Annotated in this window: 15 protein-coding genes; 7 read left to right on the top strand and 8 right to left on the bottom strand. The window is 66.3% G+C overall.

The features are described 5' to 3' along the window. Positions 1-50 precede the first annotated feature (50 nt). Positions 51-488 (bottom strand): tetratricopeptide repeat protein, encoded by a 438-nt coding sequence (locus HWX08_RS07430; RefSeq protein ID WP_069258568.1) that lies wholly within the window; start codon positions 486-488, stop codon positions 51-53. A 418-nt stretch (positions 489-906) separates the two neighbouring features. Between HWX08_RS07430 and HWX08_RS07425 the strand changes: the two genes are divergently transcribed. Then, the gene (locus HWX08_RS07425) at positions 907-1548 is read left to right on the top strand and encodes an ABC transporter ATP-binding protein (RefSeq protein WP_174919826.1); all 642 of its coding nucleotides are present in this window, start codon (positions 907-909) and stop codon (positions 1546-1548) included. 225 nt (positions 1549-1773) lie between these two features. On the opposite strand, the gene pntB is transcribed toward HWX08_RS07425, so the two are convergent. The 3 genes from pntB to HWX08_RS07410 all read right to left on the bottom strand — a co-directional run bounded on the left by pntB (position 1774) and on the right by HWX08_RS07410 (position 6489). After that, positions 1774-3186: a Re/Si-specific NAD(P)(+) transhydrogenase subunit beta gene (gene pntB / locus HWX08_RS07420; protein WP_069258570.1), complete on the bottom strand. Its 1413-nt coding sequence runs from the start codon at positions 3184-3186 to the stop codon at positions 1774-1776. Between the two features lie 13 nt (positions 3187-3199). Next, positions 3200-4792 (bottom strand): Re/Si-specific NAD(P)(+) transhydrogenase subunit alpha, encoded by a 1593-nt coding sequence (locus tag HWX08_RS07415; RefSeq protein ID WP_107312155.1) that lies wholly within the window; start codon positions 4790-4792, stop codon positions 3200-3202. 791 nt (positions 4793-5583) lie between these two features. Next, positions 5584-6489 (bottom strand): LysR substrate-binding domain-containing protein, encoded by a 906-nt coding sequence (locus tag HWX08_RS07410; RefSeq protein ID WP_069258572.1) that lies wholly within the window; start codon positions 6487-6489, stop codon positions 5584-5586. Between the two features lie 165 nt (positions 6490-6654). On the opposite strand from HWX08_RS07410, the gene HWX08_RS07405 reads away from it, so the two are divergent. Genes HWX08_RS07405 through HWX08_RS07395 form a run of 3 tightly spaced genes read left to right on the top strand, consistent with a single transcriptional unit; the run spans position 6655 to position 8389 of the window. After that, a complete protein-coding gene (locus HWX08_RS07405) occupies positions 6655-7191 on the top strand; it encodes a sugar ABC transporter (RefSeq protein ID WP_174919824.1) in 537 nt (178 codons plus the stop codon). Between the two features lie 7 nt (positions 7192-7198). Beyond that, entirely contained in the window at positions 7199-7525 is a 327-nt protein-coding gene (locus tag HWX08_RS07400) for a hypothetical protein (protein WP_174919823.1), read from the top strand. An 18-nt stretch (positions 7526-7543) separates the two neighbouring features. Beyond that, entirely contained in the window at positions 7544-8389 is an 846-nt protein-coding gene (locus HWX08_RS07395) for an MBL fold metallo-hydrolase (RefSeq protein WP_174920022.1), read from the top strand. 457 nt (positions 8390-8846) lie between these two features. On the opposite strand, the gene HWX08_RS07390 is transcribed toward HWX08_RS07395, so the two are convergent. From HWX08_RS07390 to HWX08_RS07380, 3 genes are all read right to left on the bottom strand, one after another. After that, a complete protein-coding gene (locus HWX08_RS07390) occupies positions 8847-9395 on the bottom strand; it encodes a glutathione peroxidase (protein WP_174920020.1) in 549 nt (182 codons plus the stop codon). Positions 9396-9510: 115 nt separating this feature from the next. Continuing rightward, the gene (locus HWX08_RS07385) at positions 9511-10161 is read right to left on the bottom strand and encodes a DJ-1/PfpI family protein (RefSeq protein ID WP_069258576.1); all 651 of its coding nucleotides are present in this window, start codon (positions 10159-10161) and stop codon (positions 9511-9513) included. A 176-nt stretch (positions 10162-10337) separates the two neighbouring features. Further along, a complete protein-coding gene (locus tag HWX08_RS07380) occupies positions 10338-11783 on the bottom strand; it encodes a DEAD/DEAH box helicase (RefSeq protein WP_174920018.1) in 1446 nt (481 codons plus the stop codon). Between the two features lie 405 nt (positions 11784-12188). Between HWX08_RS07380 and HWX08_RS07375 the strand changes: the two genes are divergently transcribed. Next, positions 12189-12923: an ABC transporter substrate-binding protein gene (locus HWX08_RS07375; RefSeq protein ID WP_174919821.1), complete on the top strand. Its 735-nt coding sequence runs from the start codon at positions 12189-12191 to the stop codon at positions 12921-12923. 175 nt (positions 12924-13098) lie between these two features. On the opposite strand, the gene HWX08_RS07370 is transcribed toward HWX08_RS07375, so the two are convergent. Further along, on the bottom strand, positions 13099-14028 hold the full coding sequence (locus tag HWX08_RS07370) for a LysR family transcriptional regulator (protein ID WP_069258808.1): 930 nt from the start codon (positions 14026-14028) through the stop codon (positions 13099-13101). 112 nt (positions 14029-14140) lie between these two features. Between HWX08_RS07370 and HWX08_RS07365 the strand changes: the two genes are divergently transcribed. Next, the gene (locus tag HWX08_RS07365) at positions 14141-15313 is read left to right on the top strand and encodes an acyl-CoA dehydrogenase family protein (RefSeq protein ID WP_174919819.1); all 1173 of its coding nucleotides are present in this window, start codon (positions 14141-14143) and stop codon (positions 15311-15313) included. Positions 15314-15333: 20 nt separating this feature from the next. Then, a partial coding sequence (locus HWX08_RS07360) for an electron transfer flavoprotein subunit beta/FixA family protein (RefSeq protein ID WP_175869750.1) occupies positions 15334-15893 on the top strand: 560 nt, incomplete at its 3' end.

Raw genomic sequence — 15893 nt, 5'->3', positions numbered from 1 at the left:
ACCTGCTCGCGATGCCGGCCGGCGCGCGGCACGACACGAGCGTGTGGGCGTCAGGGCGTCTCGATCCCTTCCGCCCGTGTGGCCAGGAAGCGCAGATACTTGCCGTCCTCGTCCTCGAACAGCTCCGGCCCGCCGCCCATGTACGCGCGCATCAGCTCGTCGGCTGCGCGGTCGAGATCGCCCAGTTCGAACTGGCACTGGCCGAGCCGCAGATGCAGGAACGGGTTGCCGAGCGCGTTCGGGAAGTGCATCGCGTCGCCGAGCGTGTCGCGGCCTGCCGCGTAGTCTTCCTTCAGGAAATTCGCGTCGCCGATCGCGGCCATCAACCAGGTGCCGGCCTCCCAGTTCGTTTTCGGTTCGGGAAGCAGCGCGAATCCCGCCCGGAATTTTTCCAGTGCGCCGTCATAGTCCCCGTCTTCCATCAACGCATCGCCCGCGTCGCTCAGTGCGCCGATCCGCTCGTACAGCGCGTTGTCCAGTTCTGCCATGTCGAATTCCTGTTCCGGAGTTGAAATCGGCCCGATGCGGCCGTGGTCGCGATGCGATCGCGGCGTCGTGTGCCGTGTTGCGCGCCGTCTTGCCGCCCGGTCGTTCGCCCGGCCGGCATTCGTCGAGCATACCCGAGCCGTATTACCCGTGCCTGCGACGCGCCGGGCCGTCTGGTTGAGCCTCGTGCGCTGGCACTGGCGCGATGGTTCGCCGCTTGTCGCCGTCGCTTCGCTGTGATCGACGATCCCCGGCGGATCGCATCGCGGACGGCGGTGGCACGCGTCTGCCCGGCCGCCCCGCGCCACGCATTACACTATCTGCCGCAACGCCACCCCGACGATCCGTATTGCCGGCCATCCTGACGCCCGTGATCCGGGTCACGCTCACCGGGCCCCTTTTCGTTCGACCTACCGATCCATGCTCCGCTTCGACAATCTCGGCAAGCGCTACGACAAGCGCGTCATCTTCAACGGACTCCACTACGCATCCGACGCCGGATGCGTCGCGCTGTGCGACGAACAAGGCAGCGGCAGGTCGACATTGCTCGGCATTCTCGCCGGCACGATCGACGCCGACGAAGGAGAGGTGTGGCTCGGCGGCCATTCGCTGCGTACCGCGCCGCTCGATGCGAAATCCACGCTGGCGTACATCCCCGACGATTGCCTCGCGTATCCGTCCGAGACCGGACGCGGGTTCCTCGACAGCGTGGCAGCCGCCAGAAAGACGGCCGTCAGCGCGCGCACGCTCGAACTGGCGGATCGATTCGGGCTGGGCCCGCATCTGGAGAAGCGTTTCGAGCAGATGTCGTTCGGCACGCGCAAGAAGCTGTTCCTGACAGCGACGACGCTCGGCGCGCCGGCCGTCGTGATCGCCGACGATCCGGACAGCGGGCTCGATGCCGCGTCGCGTGCGGTTCTGGTCGACCTGTTCAGGACGCTGGCTGCCGACCGTACCGTCTTTTTTTCGAGTCACGATCCGGCGCTGGCGCAAGCGTGCGGCGCAACGGTCACGTGTTTTGCGGCGCTTGGCGCGGCGGGACAGGCGGCTGCGTCGCCGTGATGTGAAGGACGGCGCGTGACCGCGCTGCACGGGAACGAAACGCGACGGTACGCGTCGCGGCAACGGCGGATCGATCGCCGTCGTGTGCGGAAGGCGCGAAACGAACGCTTCCGCTTCGCCCTTCCGTGATGTGTATTTCGCGCGTGCCGGGCGCCGATCGGCCGACCATCCTGCATCATCGCCGGTGATCGTGCGCCCAGCGCACGCGCTTGCCGCTGCTTCGCGTCAGGCCTTCAACGCGCCGAACACTTCGTCCAGCATCTTCTTCGCGTCGCCGAACAGCATCCGGTTGTTGTCCTTGTAGAACAGCGGATTGTCGACGCCCGCATAGCCGGACGCCATGCTGCGCTTCATCACGATAGAGGTCTTCGCCTTCCACACCTCGAGCACCGGCATGCCGGCGATCGGGCTGCCCGGATCTTCCTGCGCGGCCGGGTTCACGATGTCGTTCGCGCCGATCACCATCGACACGTCGGCGTCGGGGAAGTCGCCGTTGATTTCGTCCATCTCCATCACGATGTCGTAAGGCACCTTCGCCTCGGCGAGCAGCACGTTCATGTGCCCCGGCATGCGGCCGGCCACCGGATGGATCGCGAAACGCACGTCCACGCCCTTTTCGCGCAGCACCTTCGTGAGCTCGTGCACGGTGTGCTGGGCTTGCGCGACGGCCATCCCGTACCCGGGCACGATGATCACGCTCTTCGCATCGCGCAGCAGCTCGGCCGTCTCCAGCGCGCTCACCGCCACCACTTCGCCGGCCGGCTGCGCGCTGCCGCCCGCCGACGCGGGCGCACCGCTGCCGGTGCCGAAGCCGCCCGCGATCACGCTGATGAAGTTGCGGTTCATCGCGCGGCACATGATGTACGACAGGATCGCACCCGACGAGCCCACCAGCGCGCCGATCACGATCAGCAGGTCGTTGCCGAGCATGAACCCGGTCGCCGCCGCCGCCCACCCCGAGTAGCTGTTGAGCATCGACACCACGACGGGCATGTCCGCGCCGCCGATCGCCATCACCATGTGCACGCCGAACAGCAGCGACACGACCGTCATCACGATCAGCGGCGTCATCCCTTCCTGGATCGTCTCCGCATGCAGGAACGCGCGGCCGTAGTAGATCACGATCAGCAGCGCGGCCAGGTTCAGCCAGTGCCGCGCCGGCAGCAGCAGCGGCTTGCCGCCGATCTTGCCGGAGAGCTTGCCGAACGCGATGACCGAGCCCGCGAAGGTCACCGCACCGATCAGGATACCGACATAAATTTCCACTTCGTGGATCGCGTGCTCGGCGCCCGTGAACTGCACCGACGTATCGATGTAGCTCGCGAAACCCACCAGGCACGCCGCGAGACCGACCAGGCTGTGCATCAGCGCAACCAGCTCGGGCATCTGCGTCATCTGCACCTTCTTCGCCGCGTAGAGGCCGACGGCGCCGCCGACGACCAGCGCGGCCACGATGTACGGAATGCCTTCGGCCGATACGCGCGGGCCGAGTACCGTGGCGAGCACGGCGATCAGCATGCCGATCATGCCGAGCAGGTTGCCGCGGCGCGCGGTCTCGGGATTGGCGAGCCCGCCGAGGCTGAGGATGAACAGGATGGCCGCGCCGATATAGGAGACGGTAGTCAGATTGGAAGTCATTGTGGTCGTCTCCTTACTTGCGGAACATCGCCAGCATGCGGCGCGTCACCGCGAAGCCGCCGAACATGTTGACGGCCGTGAGCGTCAGCGCGCCCACCGCCAGGCCCAGGATCAGCCCGGACGGGCGGCCGTCCGCCGCGGCTTCGCCGAGCGGCGGCGCGACCTGCACCAGCGCGCCGATCGCGATGATCGACGAGATCGCGTTGGTCACGCTCATCAGCGGCGTGTGCAGCGACGGCGTGACGTTCCAGATCACCATGTAGCCGACGAAGCAGGCCAGCACGAACACCGTGAAGTGCGACAGGAACGTGGCCGGCGCGAACTGGCCGACCAGCAGGAACGCCAGTGCGCCGACGGCGAACGTGATCGCGAGCGACTTCGCCGACATCGGCGCGCCGCTGCCGTGACCGTGGCCCTTCGATGCGGCGGCCGCGACCGGCGGCGCGGCGGGTTTCGGTACGGCGGCCGGCTGCTGGATCGGCGGCGGCGGCCACGTGACGTTACCTTCCTGGATGACCGTGAGGCCACGGATCGCATCGTCGTTGAAGTCGACGTTGATCGTGCCGTCCTTGTTCTTGCACAGCTCCTCGACCACGCGCAGCAGGTTGGTCGCATAGAGCGTCGACGACTGTCGTGCGAGACGCGACGCGAGATCCGTGTAGCCGACGATGGTCACGCCGTGACGCACCACGGCCTCGCCGGGCACCGTCAGCTCGCAGTTGCCGCCCTGCTCGCCGGCCATGTCGACGATCACGCTGCCCGGCTTCATCGACTGCACCATCTCGGCCGTGATCAGCTTCGGCGCCGGCTTGCCGGGAATCAGCGCGGTGGTGATGATGATGTCCGCGTCCTTCGCCTGCTGCGCGTACATCGCGCGCTGCGCCTGCTGGAAGCCTTCGCTCATCACCTTCGCGTAGCCGCCGCCGCCCGAGCCTTCTTCCTCGTAGTCGACCTTGACGAATTCACCGCCGAGCGACTTCACCTGGTCGGCCACTTCCGCGCGCGTGTCGTTCGCGCGCACGATCGCGCCGAGGCCCGCGGCCGTGCCGATCGCCGCGAGGCCGGCAACACCCGCGCCGGCGACGAACACCTTGGCCGGCGGCACCTTGCCCGCCGCCGTGATCTGGCCGTTGAAGTAGCGGCCGAACGCGTGAGCCGCCTCGATGACCGCGCGGTAGCCGCTCACGCCGGCCATCGACGTGAGCGCGTCCATCTTCTGCGCGCGCGACAGCGTGCGCGGCAGCGAGTCGATCGCGAGCACGGTGGCGCGCTTCGCGGCCAGCTGCTGCATCAGTTCAGGGTTCTGCGCCGGCCAGACGAAGCCGATCAGCGTGCCGCCCTCGCGCATCAGCGCGACTTCGTCGCTGCTCGGCGGACGCACCTTGAGGACGACGTCGCTGCGGCCCCATAGATCGGCAGCCGACGCCACGACTTCGGCGCCGGCCGCACGGTAGTCGTCGTCGCTGAAGTTCGCGCCGGTGCCGGCACCGCTTTGCACGGCCACCGAGAACCCGAGCTTGATCAGCTTTTCGACCACATCGGGAACGGTCGCTACGCGCCGCTCCTCGTGGGCCGTCTCCAGAGGGACCCCAATCTGTAATGTCATATCCTGAATGTCAGTAGTGGCCGTCGCAAGGAGTTACGGCCCGCGTTTCAAGTCACCCAAACTCAAATCCGTGTACGACTTCATGCCGCCGGCAGCTTCGCACTGCCGAGCGGATTTCACAAACGGTCCAGCCTCTAGATAATCGTCTTGTCAGATCGAAGCGGCGCATGTTCACGCCTGATCTTTCCGACGAATCGCCGGGATATGTTCATTTCGGAACGGAATCGCCAAGCATATCCCGTGCCATGCTCTTTCCGAAATTTATATTTTGAATCGGCGCGTATTCAATCCATGAATCCCCTGTCTCGACACGACGGCCCCGGCAACCTCCCGCATCCCCGCCAGCGCCGCCCCGTCTGGGCCGCCGACTCGGGAACCGGTTTGACACGCGACCATCCGGCTTGCGGCACACAAGCATCGGAATCGGTTTCATCGATCCTCTCCCGTTCGTCGGCATCATGCGATGTGTCGCGCGCCCACGACATCGTCCGTGTGGCCGACGATCTCCGGTGTCGGCGAGTTTAAAGGAGAACGCAGTCGATCCGGCTATCCCGGATCGAATCCGGCGACGATCGTGTTCATGCCGCGCGACGTGGGGCACGCACGCGATGCGCGTTTTTTGCGGCATGCAGGTCGAGGTGTCGATTCGCAATGCGCACGGCCGTGACGAGTTTTGATCCGCGAACACTAATCGCGTCACGCATTCGCGTCGATCCGCTCTCGCGCGTTCGCGCTGCCCGGCGATCTCCGGCGGGCACGAAACCTCAACGACACAGGCTTGGCGATGCGCGTCAGGCGCTGCCGTGCGGCGCCCGTTCGCGGGCTTCGTTCAGCACCCATGTCGCGAATGCCTGCAACGGCGCCGCGGTCAATTCAATCGGCTCGGGCAGCACGAGGCAGAAGTTCTTCGTGATCGTCCTGCCTGCCGGCCACGGCGCGACCAGCCGGCCCTGCCGGAGTTCGGCGTCGATGTACAGGCGCGGCACCAGCGCGACACCGAGGCCCGCCAGCGCCGCCTCGATCAGCATCGAATGAAGATCGTAGCGCGCGCCGACCGCCGAATTGGTCAGCACGATGCCGGCCTCCTGCGCGTACGCCTGCCATGCGTCCGGGTTCTGTCGGCGGTGAAGACGCGGCAGCGCATCCAGCGACGGGTTCGCGCCGGCGCCCGCGAGCAGCGCCGGGCTGCACACGGGCACCAGCACTTCCTCCACCAGCGGATGCAGATGCATGCCCGCCCATGCCGGATGCTCGAAATGAATCGCTGCGTCGAAGCCGCTGCCAGCCAGCAGGAACGGTTCCATCCGCTCGGCGAGATGCACGGTGATGTTCGGATGCCGCTGTTGAAAGTGCGCGAGCCGCGGGATCAGCCAGCGGGTCGCGAAGGTCGGAATGGCGGCGATCTCGATGCTCGCGCCTTCGACCGGTTGCCCCATCAGGTACAGGCTGTCCCGTTCCAGCCGATCGAGTATCTCGCGAACCTGCGCTGCGTAGCGCGCCCCGTTCGGCGCGAGCCGCACCCGATTGCCGATCCGCTCGAACAGCGTGACGCCGAGAAACGCCTCCAGCCGGCCGATCTGACGGCTGACGGCACCCTCGGTCCGGGCGAGTTCGTCGGCCGCTCGGGCAAAGCTCCCGTGTCGGGCGGCGGCTTCGAACGCCTGGAGCGCGGAATTGCTGGGGATCTTGCGGGGCATGGGCGTCTCGCCGGTCAGGTAGATCTGCCGTCAGCTTGAACAAATATCACTGAAGGCTGACTTTAATTCGTTTTATTGCGTGGAAATGCGAGCTTAGCATTACGTCCGTGCACTGAATATCCCGCGCTCGCCGATGGATGCGCATCCTGTTCAAAGGACGATTCGATGATCTACACCGTGGAATGCAGCTTCGCCGACCTTGACAGCGAAGCCGAATGGAACGACTTCTACAGCCTCGAAAAACTGCCGGCGCTGATCTCGGTGACGGGGTTTCACACGTCGCAGCGGTTCAAGGCGATGCGCGGTGGATGCCCCGTCTATCTGGCGATCCACACGATCGACGGGCTCGACGTGCTGACCGGCGACGAATATCGCCGCAAAGGCGGCGGCAACTTCGCGAAGTGGCAACGACACATCACCGACTGGCACCGGAATCTCTATCGCGCGAGCGGCTTCGCGCCGGCGGTGAACGACGACGAACGCATCGTGCTGTGTGCCGACGGCGCCGACCCGCTGATCCGGCTGGGCCTCGAACCGCTGGCGATACAGGCGGTGGCGCTCGACAAGTCTCCAGAGCAGCGCTGGCTCGCCGTCGTGCCAGAGAGCCATGCACTGCTTGCCGGCGCTCTCCCAGAAGGCGTGCACCTGTACGCGCCGATGACGCCGCAACTGACGAGCGCGCTTTCCACCGCACAGGAGTAGGTCAGCGATGCCGAACGTCACTGTGTCGATCGATGCGACGCGGATGCCGCCCGACGAAAACCTCGCCCGGTTGTCGCGCGACTGCGTCGAGCTATGTACGAACGTGCTCCGCGCGGAGGTCCGGAACGTCCACGTCATTTTTCTGGCGGTGCGGCACGGTCATGGACATCCCGTCTTCGCGGACATCCGCTATCGCGTCGGCGCATCGCGCACGCCGGACGTCATGAACCGGTTCATGGACGCGCTGGATCAGGCGATCGTTCGTCACACCGGTCTCACCGCGCGCATTCGGTGTTTCGGCTACACCGCATCGAACCTTCACGCCCGCAATTAGGCACTTCGGAGCAACATGATGCCCACCGTTACCTTTCCCCATCAGCAGGTCGGGGATTTCACGATTACCGCGATCAGCGACGGCTATCTGACGGCCAGCCTCGATTTTCTGTCGAATATCGATTCGGACAACGCAGCAAGCATGCAGCGCGATGCCGGGCAAACGGCGCCCGCGGCCGTGCATATCAATTGCTACGTCGTACGCGCAGCGGGTCGCACCATACTGATCGACGGCGGGGCCGGCGGGTTCAGGCAATGGGGCGGGCGCCTTTTGGCGAATCTGGCGCTCGCCGGAATCGAGCCTGCTGCGATCGACACCATCCTGCTGACCCATGCGCATCCCGATCACGTCGGCGGGCTCGTGAACGACGCCGCGCAGATCGCGTTTCCGAATGCGGAGCTGGTCGCGCATCGGCGTGAGGTTGCGTTCTGGCAGGACGACGGCAATCTGAGCCGTGCGAGCGAACGGGCGCGCGGTAATTTCGTCAAGGCACGCGAGGTGTTCGAAGCCTATCGCGACAGGCTTCGCGTGTTCGACGACGGGCAGGTCCTCCCCGGGATTCACGCGCTCCCGCTGCCCGGGCATACCGACGGACACACCGGCTATGTCGTCGAATCGCGCGATCAGGGCCTTCTCGTGTGGGGGGACGTCGTGCATTTCCCGCATATCCAGATTCAGCGGCCGGACGTATCGATTGCCTTCGATCACGATGCGTCGCTGGCCGCGGCCACGCGCGCGCGGCTGCTGGACCAGGTCAGCGCGGACGGGCTGTTGATTGCCGGCATGCATCTGGGCGAACCCGGCTTCGCCCGCATCGAGCGAACGCGTGGCGGCTATGCGCTGCGCTACGCGAGCGAAACATGAAGCCGCACGGCTACCGGCGTGCGATGCCGCCGCGTCACGCCCGGATACCGTAAGTACCCGATCATGCCGAGTGGCGCTTTTCGAGGGTTATACGACCTTTGCGCCATTCGCGTCGCGCTCCATACTTCGCGTGGACGATCAGGAACGGACAAGACGCACGAATGCAGTGGCGTCTTGAACCTGTTGCCCGATCCCTCACGACGTAGAAAGGAGCAAGAAGCCGCGAAGGCCGCCGTGCGCTCGCTCGCCCGCAGCGGGTCCTATGAGTTTCTCGACCGGAAAAATCCGCTTCAACGCAATCGCGCCGGGTGCGATCGACACGCTGCTGCATCGGAGACCTCCCGCACCGTCCGCGAAACGCCCGACCGAACCGAATCACCGAATCGCCGAATCACCGAATCGCCGAATCACCGACATCGTCAGGTCGATCCGGCGATCGACCGCACCGCACACCGGCTTACGCGGCCTTGGCAAGCTCCGCGTCGATCGCGGCGACCAGCTTCGGATCGTCCGCGGCCGTATCGGGCGAGAAACGCGCGACCACTTCGCCGCTGCGGCTCACGAGAAATTTCTCGAAGTTCCAGAGCACGTCGGGTGCCGGATTCGGTTGAATCCCGTAGCCTTCGAGGCGCGCACGGAACGGGCCGTCACCGGTCGCCTGCGGCTGCGCCCGGGTGAGCGAGCGATAGAGCGGATGCTGGTCGTCGCCGATCACGGAGATTTTCGAGAACAACGGAAACGTCACGCCGAAGGTGCCGGTGCAGAAGGACTGGATTTCCGCATCGGTGCCCGGCTCCTGCCCCTTGAAATTGTTGGCGGGAAACGCGAGCACTTCGAGGCCGTCGGCGCGCTTGCCCTCGTAAAGCGCTTCAAGCCCTTCGTATTGCGGCGTCAATCCGCATTTGGACGCCACGTTCACCACCAGCAGCACTTTTCCTTCATACGTGCGCAGCGTGGTTTGCGCGCCATCGATCGCGTTGACGGGAATATCGTAAATCGTGCTCATGTCTGCATCCTTGCATTGATCGAACTGATGGGTGAATGCACGACGCTCGACCGAGCGACGTGCACAGGCAACGACGGTGCTGCAACCTGTCAGGTATGCAGAATAAAATGCCGGATCACTGCTGAACCCGTCCGACTGCGACGGACGCATCACCGTCTTTGGCGGGCGACGAAAGATAAGGCTCGATATTCGCGAGCGCACGCGCGACGTACTCGTCCTTTTCCCCGACCGGCGCAACGTAATGCAGCGCGCTGCGCGCGGCATCCTCACCCTCCAGGCGCGCAATGATCCATGCGGCCAGATACTGCGACGCAAAACAGCCGCCGGCCGTCGCAACGTTCCCTTGCGCGAAGAACGGCTGATTGAGGACGTCGACGCCGGCCTCGACCACCCACGGTTTGGTGGTGAGATCCGTGCAGGCCGGAACGTGGTCGAGCAAGCCGAGCTTTGCCAGAACCAGCGTGCCCGAGCATTGGGCGCCAATGAGTTGCCGGGCGGGATCGAGATGCAACTGCGCCATCAGCGACGCGTCGTCGACCACTTCCCGCGTTCGAATGCCGCTTCCGACGATCACGGCGTCCGCCGTGCGCGCATCCGCCAACGTCGACTGCGCCTGCACGGTCACCCCGTTCATCGACGTGACGAACGGCTCCGGGCAGGCAAGCGTGACCCGCCAGTCGGGCTTCCTGATGCGATTGAGCACGCCGAGCGCGATGAGGGAATCGAGTTCGTTGAAGCCCTGGAAGGTCAGAATGGCGATGTGCATGGGGAGGCCCTGTCCGAAGTCGGGAAGTCGGTCGATGCATATTGCCAGATCGCCGTGACAAGCGGCGTCGCGTTGCGTCGGATTCGACTCGGCGATGCGACACGCTCGACGCTGCCGGCCCGCCCCGCTCCGGACCGCCAGCCATGCCTGATGACTGGCGCGATTCACCCGCCGAATCAGGCCGGGCGCTTGCCGCGGCCCCCCGCGGGTTTGCCAGCCGGTTTGCGTGCGCCCGCGGCGGGTTTGCCGGCCGGTTTGCCGCGCGGCTTCTGCGCGCCGAACGGACTGCCGCCGGGCACGCTCGCGCCCTTGCCCGCCGCCCCGGCGCGCGGCGCCGCGCCCTTGCGCTTGTTCTCGCCGCCTTGCGGGCGCGGCTTCTTGCCGGATACGGGCATCGCCCCCGACGCCGCCTGCGGCACCTTCGGCTTCTTGGGCTTTTTGGGTTTCTTGATGATCTGGCCCGTTGCGCTGGTTTCCGGCACGCGATGCTCGGCCTCGAAACCCGGCTCTTCTTCACGGCGCAGCGTCTGCCGGATCAGCGCTTCGATCGCGGCGAGTTGCGGCGCTTCGTCCGCGCATACGAGGGACACCGCCACGCCGCTCGCGCCCGCGCGGCCGGTACGGCCGATACGGTGCACGTAGTCCTGCGCGACGATCGGCAAATCCACGTTGATCACCAGCGGCAGGTCGTCGATATCGAGCCCGCGCGCCGCCACGTCGGTGGCGACCAGCATCTGTACCTCGCCCGCCTTGAAACGCTCCAGCGCACGCAGGCGCGCGGGTTGCGGCTTGTCGCCGTGGATCGTGTCGACCGCATAGCCCGCTTCGTCCAGCATGGCCGCCAGGTAATCCACGCCGTTGCGCGTCTTGACGAAGACCAGCGCATGCGTCCACTTGTTCTCGGCCACGAGGTGCATGAACAGGTCGGGCTTGTTCCGTTTGTCCACCGTCACGACCCACTGCTTGATCTTGCTGGCGGTGGCATTGGGCGGGCTGACGCTGATATTGACCGGCGCGCGCAGTATGTTCGCCGCCATCGCGCGGATATCGTCGGAAAACGTGGCCGAAAACAGCAGCGTCTGGCGCTGCGCGGGCAACGCGGCAAAGACGGCGTCGAGTTCGCGAGCGAAGCCGAGATCCAGCATGCGGTCGGCTTCGTCCAGCACCAGCGTTTCGACCTGATCGAACTGCACCGCGTTCTGCCGATTCAGGTCCAGCAGACGGCCGGGCGTCGCCACGAGCACGTCGACGCCCTTGCGCAGTTTCATCATCTGCGGATTGATGCTCACGCCGCCGTAGGCGGCCAGCATTCGCAGGTCGAGCCCCTTGCCGTAAGCGACGAAGCTCTGCAGCACCTGTTCCGCCAGTTCGCGCGTGGGCACCAGCACCAGCACGCGCGCGCGGTTGCTGGACACTGCCGGGCCATGCTGCACCAGCCGTTGCAGCAGCGGCAGCGCGAAACCGGCGGTCTTGCCGGTGCCCGTCTGCGCGCCCGCCATCACGTCCTTGCCGCCGAGCACGGCGGGAATCGCCTTGGCCTGCACCGGCGTAGGGGCCTGATAATTGAGGTCCTGCAGATTACGCAGCAAGGGTTCGATCAGGCCGAGCGAGGCAAAGGACATGGACGTATTCCGGGCTAAAACCGCAATTCTAGCGGGTGCCGGGCGGATCAAGGCCCGCAGCGCCTGAGCGCAGACCGTCGACGGGACGCCGCGCTGCCAGCCGGAAGCCGCCGCCGGCTGGTGCGACGCAGGCCGCTCCCGCATCTTTTCGCGCGCCGAAGCGTCCGTCGCGGCGGCTCGGCCGCTTCGCCCGTCCATCACTATCACTTCATGGCACGTGGTTCGGGCGACATGGCGACGGGAAGTCGTACCCGTCGCGTTGCCGGGTTGGCGACGACGCCGGGCTTGCGCCACTCGACACCGCTCCATGACGAAAGCCAGGTGATAAGCTCGATGCCGACGCACCGCCGCGCATCGCCGCGCCGCGCCGCGCCCCCCCGACCCTACGACCGAAACGAGCCGCCCATGTCACTCGCCCCTTGCGTCCTCTCCGCGTTCACGCCCACCGGCAAGCTGCGCGCATCGATCAATCTCGGCAACAAGGTCCTCGCGAACCGCGACCCGGCCACCGGCGAACCGTTCGGCGTATCGATCGACCTCGCGCGGGCATTCGCCGAACGCCTGTCGGCCGAGCTGGAACTCGTGGTGTTCGACACCGCCGGCCAATCGGTGCAGGCGCTGACCGACGAGCGTGCCGATTTCGGCTTCTTCGCGGTCGATCCGCTGCGCGGCGAGACGGTCGCGTTCACCGCGCCATACGTGCTGATCGAAGGGTTCTATCTCGTGCGCGACGCGTCGCCGATCCGCACGAACGCGGACGTCGACCGGCCGGACCACCGCGTGACGGTCGGCAAGGGCAGCGCCTACGACCTGTTCCTCACGCGCGAACTGAAGGCCGCGCAGATCGTGCGGGCGCCGACGTCGCAGGATGTCGTGCGGACCTTCGTCGAACAGGAACTGGAAGTCGCGGCGGGCGTGAAGCAGCAGCTCGAAGCCGACGCGGCGACAACGCCCGGCCTGCGCCTGCTCGACGAGCGCTTCATGGTGATCCGGCAGGCCATGGGCGTGCCGAAGAGCCGCGGCGAAGCGGCCGCGGCGGCGCTGAATGCGTTCGTCGAGGACATGAAGGCGTCGGGCTTCGTCGCGGATGCGCTGCGTCGGCACGGCATCACCGGCGCATCCGTGGCGCCGCGCGCGTGATCGCAACCGGCAACGGCCCGCGCCGATCGGGCCCGCTCGCCGGGATGTGCCCCTGCCGTCCTGGGGACGACGCGCCCCGCCAACGCCGCCGCGCCTGTTCACGCCATTCGCGCACGTTCCCCTTGAACGGAAAAATTCATCTGCGGGGCGGGCCCGTGATCAGCGTGATCAGCCCCTAGCCCAGCCACCGCGCATCGGGCCAGTCGCCCTGATCGAACGTGGCCTTCACGCAGTCGAGCAGCACGCCGACCACGCAGCGCACCGGCGCCGTGGCCTGCCGGCTGCTGGGCGCCGCGAGCACGATCGTGCGCCTGACGCCCGGCGACGCGAGCGGCGCCGCGCTCAGAGTGCCGCGCTCGACTTCCTGCGTGACGCCGACGGCCGGCAGGATCGTCCAGCCGTGGCCTTGCGCGACCAGTTCCTTCTGCACGCTCAGCGCATTGGTTTCGGCGAAGACCTGCAGCGTCACGCCCGCCTCGGCCGCCGCATGCTCGATCGCGGCGCGCAGGCCCTGCGGCGCGGAAGGCAGGATGAACGGCTCTCGTGCGACCCGTTCGAGCGGCAACGGCCGCTTGCGCGACAGCCCCGCCGACGGCGCCGCGACAGCCCACAGGCTTTCCTCGATCAGCGCCTTGACGTGCAGCGCGGGCGTTTCCTTCTGCCCGTACAGCAGCGCCGCATCGACGTCCCCCGCTTCGAGCCAGTCCTGCAGGTGCCCCGCGTAGCCGATCGTGAGCCGCAGCCGGATGCGCGGGTAGCGCCGCGCGACCTCGCCCGCCAGCCGCGTGGCGAGCAGGTCCGACGTGCTGGCCAGCAGCCCGATGCTGACGATGCCGGCCACCGGCCCGTCGGTCGGCTGGATCTCGGCCTTGGCCCGCGCCACTTCGTTGAGGATGCGGCGCGCGTACTCGAGCATCGTCTTGCCCGACGGCGTGAGCTGCATCCCGTGACGGCTGCGGTCGAACAGTTCCGTCCCCATGTCCTCTTCGAGCAGGCGCAGCTGGCGCGACACGGCCGGCTGCACGAGATTCAACAGGGCCGACGCACGGGTAACGTTGCCCGTTTCGGCCACGGTGACGAACGCACGCAGTTGCTTCAGATCCATCGCGGACACCTCGATGCCGAAAACTGATCCGGCCATCAGAAAATTCTATTGTTTAAGAAATCCATCAAAACTTATTATGGACTCAACCCATGCCAATGACGAGACACGATTCATGAGCGCCTCCGTTTTTTCCGCCCCCGACCAGTACCAGGAAATCCGCGACGCGGTACGCGGCCTGTGCAACCAGTTCCCGGCCGAATACCACCGCAAGATCGACGAGGCGCGCGGCTACCCCGAAGCGTTCGTCACGGCCCTCACGCAAGCCGGCTGGCTGGCCGCGCTGATTCCGCAGGAATACGGCGGCCCGGGCCTGTCGATGGCCGAGGCGTCGGTCATCATGGAAGAGATCAACCGCTCCGGCGGCAATTCGGGCGCGTGCCACGGCCAGATGTACGTGATGAACACGATCGTGTTCAGCGGCACCGACGCGCAGAAGCAGCGCTACCTGCCGCGCATCGCGGCGGGCGAGCTGCGCGTGCAGTCGATGGGCGTGACCGAGCCCACCACCGGCAGCGACACCACCAAGCTCAAGACCACGGCCGTGAAGAAGGACGGCCGCTGGGTCATCAACGGCCAGAAGGTGTGGATCTCGCGCGTACAGCACAGCGACCTGCTGATCCTGCTCGCGCGCACCACGCCGCTCGACCAGGTGCAGAAGAAGAGCGACGGGCTGTCGTGCTTCATCGTCGAGCTGGACAAGGCGATCGGCAACGGCCTCACGGTGCGGCCGATCCTCAACATGGTCAATCACGAGACCAACGAGCTGTTCTTCGACAATCTCGAACTGCCGGAAGACGCACTGCTCGGCACCGAAGGCAAGGGGCTGAAGGTGATCTTCGACGGCCTGAACGCCGAGCGCACGCTGATCGCGGCCGAGTGCATCGGCGACGGCTACTGGTTTCTGGAGAAGGCGCGCGACTACGCGGTCGAGCGCAAGGTGTTCGGCCGCCCGATCGGCCAGAACCAGGGCATCCAGTTTCCGCTGGCCGAATCGTTCATCGAGCTGGAGGCCGCGAACCTGATGCGCTGGCGTGCGTGCGAGAAGATCGATGCGCGCCAGAACGCGGGGGTCGAGGCCAACATGGCGAAGTACCTGGCCGCGAAGGCGAGCTGGGAAGCGGCCAACGCGTGCCTGCAGACGCACGGCGGCTTCGGCTTTGCGTGCGAATACGACGTCGAGCGCAAGTTCCGCGAAACGCGTCTGTACCAGGTCGCGCCGATCTCCACCAACATGATCCTGGGGCATGTGGCCGAGCACGTGCTGCAGCTGCCCCGTTCCTACTGATTACCGAAGGATTCCTTTTCATGAAGATTCTCGTACCCGTCAAGCGCGTGGTCGACGCGAACGTGAAGGTCGGCGTGAAGTCCGATCAATCCGGTGTCGACATCGCGAACGTGAAGATGTCGATGAACCCGTTCGACGAGATCGCGGTGGAAGAAGCCGTGCGCCTGAAGGAAGCGGGTGTGGCGACAGAGGTGATCGCCGTGTCGGTGGGTGTGGCACAAGCGCAGGAAACGCTGCGTACGGCACTGGCGATCGGCGCGGATCGCGCGATCCTCGTCGAATCGACCGACGGCGTCGAGCCGCTGGCCGTCGCGAAGATCCTGAAGGCGCTGGTCGACAAGGAACAGCCGCAACTGGTGATTCTCGGCAAGCAGGCGATCGACGACGATTCGAACCAGACCGGCCAGATGCTGGCGGCGCTCGCAGGCCTGCCGCAAGCGACGTTCGCGTCGAAGGTAACGGTGGCCGACGGCAAGGCGACGGTTGCACGCGAAGTCGACGGCGGCGCGGAAACGCTGTCGCTGACGCTGCCGGCCGTGGTCACGACCGACCTGCGCCTGAACGAGCCGCGCTACGTGAC

Source organism: Burkholderia metallica (genome assembly GCF_902832845.1).
Lineage (GTDB): Bacteria > Pseudomonadota > Gammaproteobacteria > Burkholderiales > Burkholderiaceae > Burkholderia > Burkholderia metallica.
This window is presented reverse-complemented; position numbering and strand designations above follow the sequence as displayed.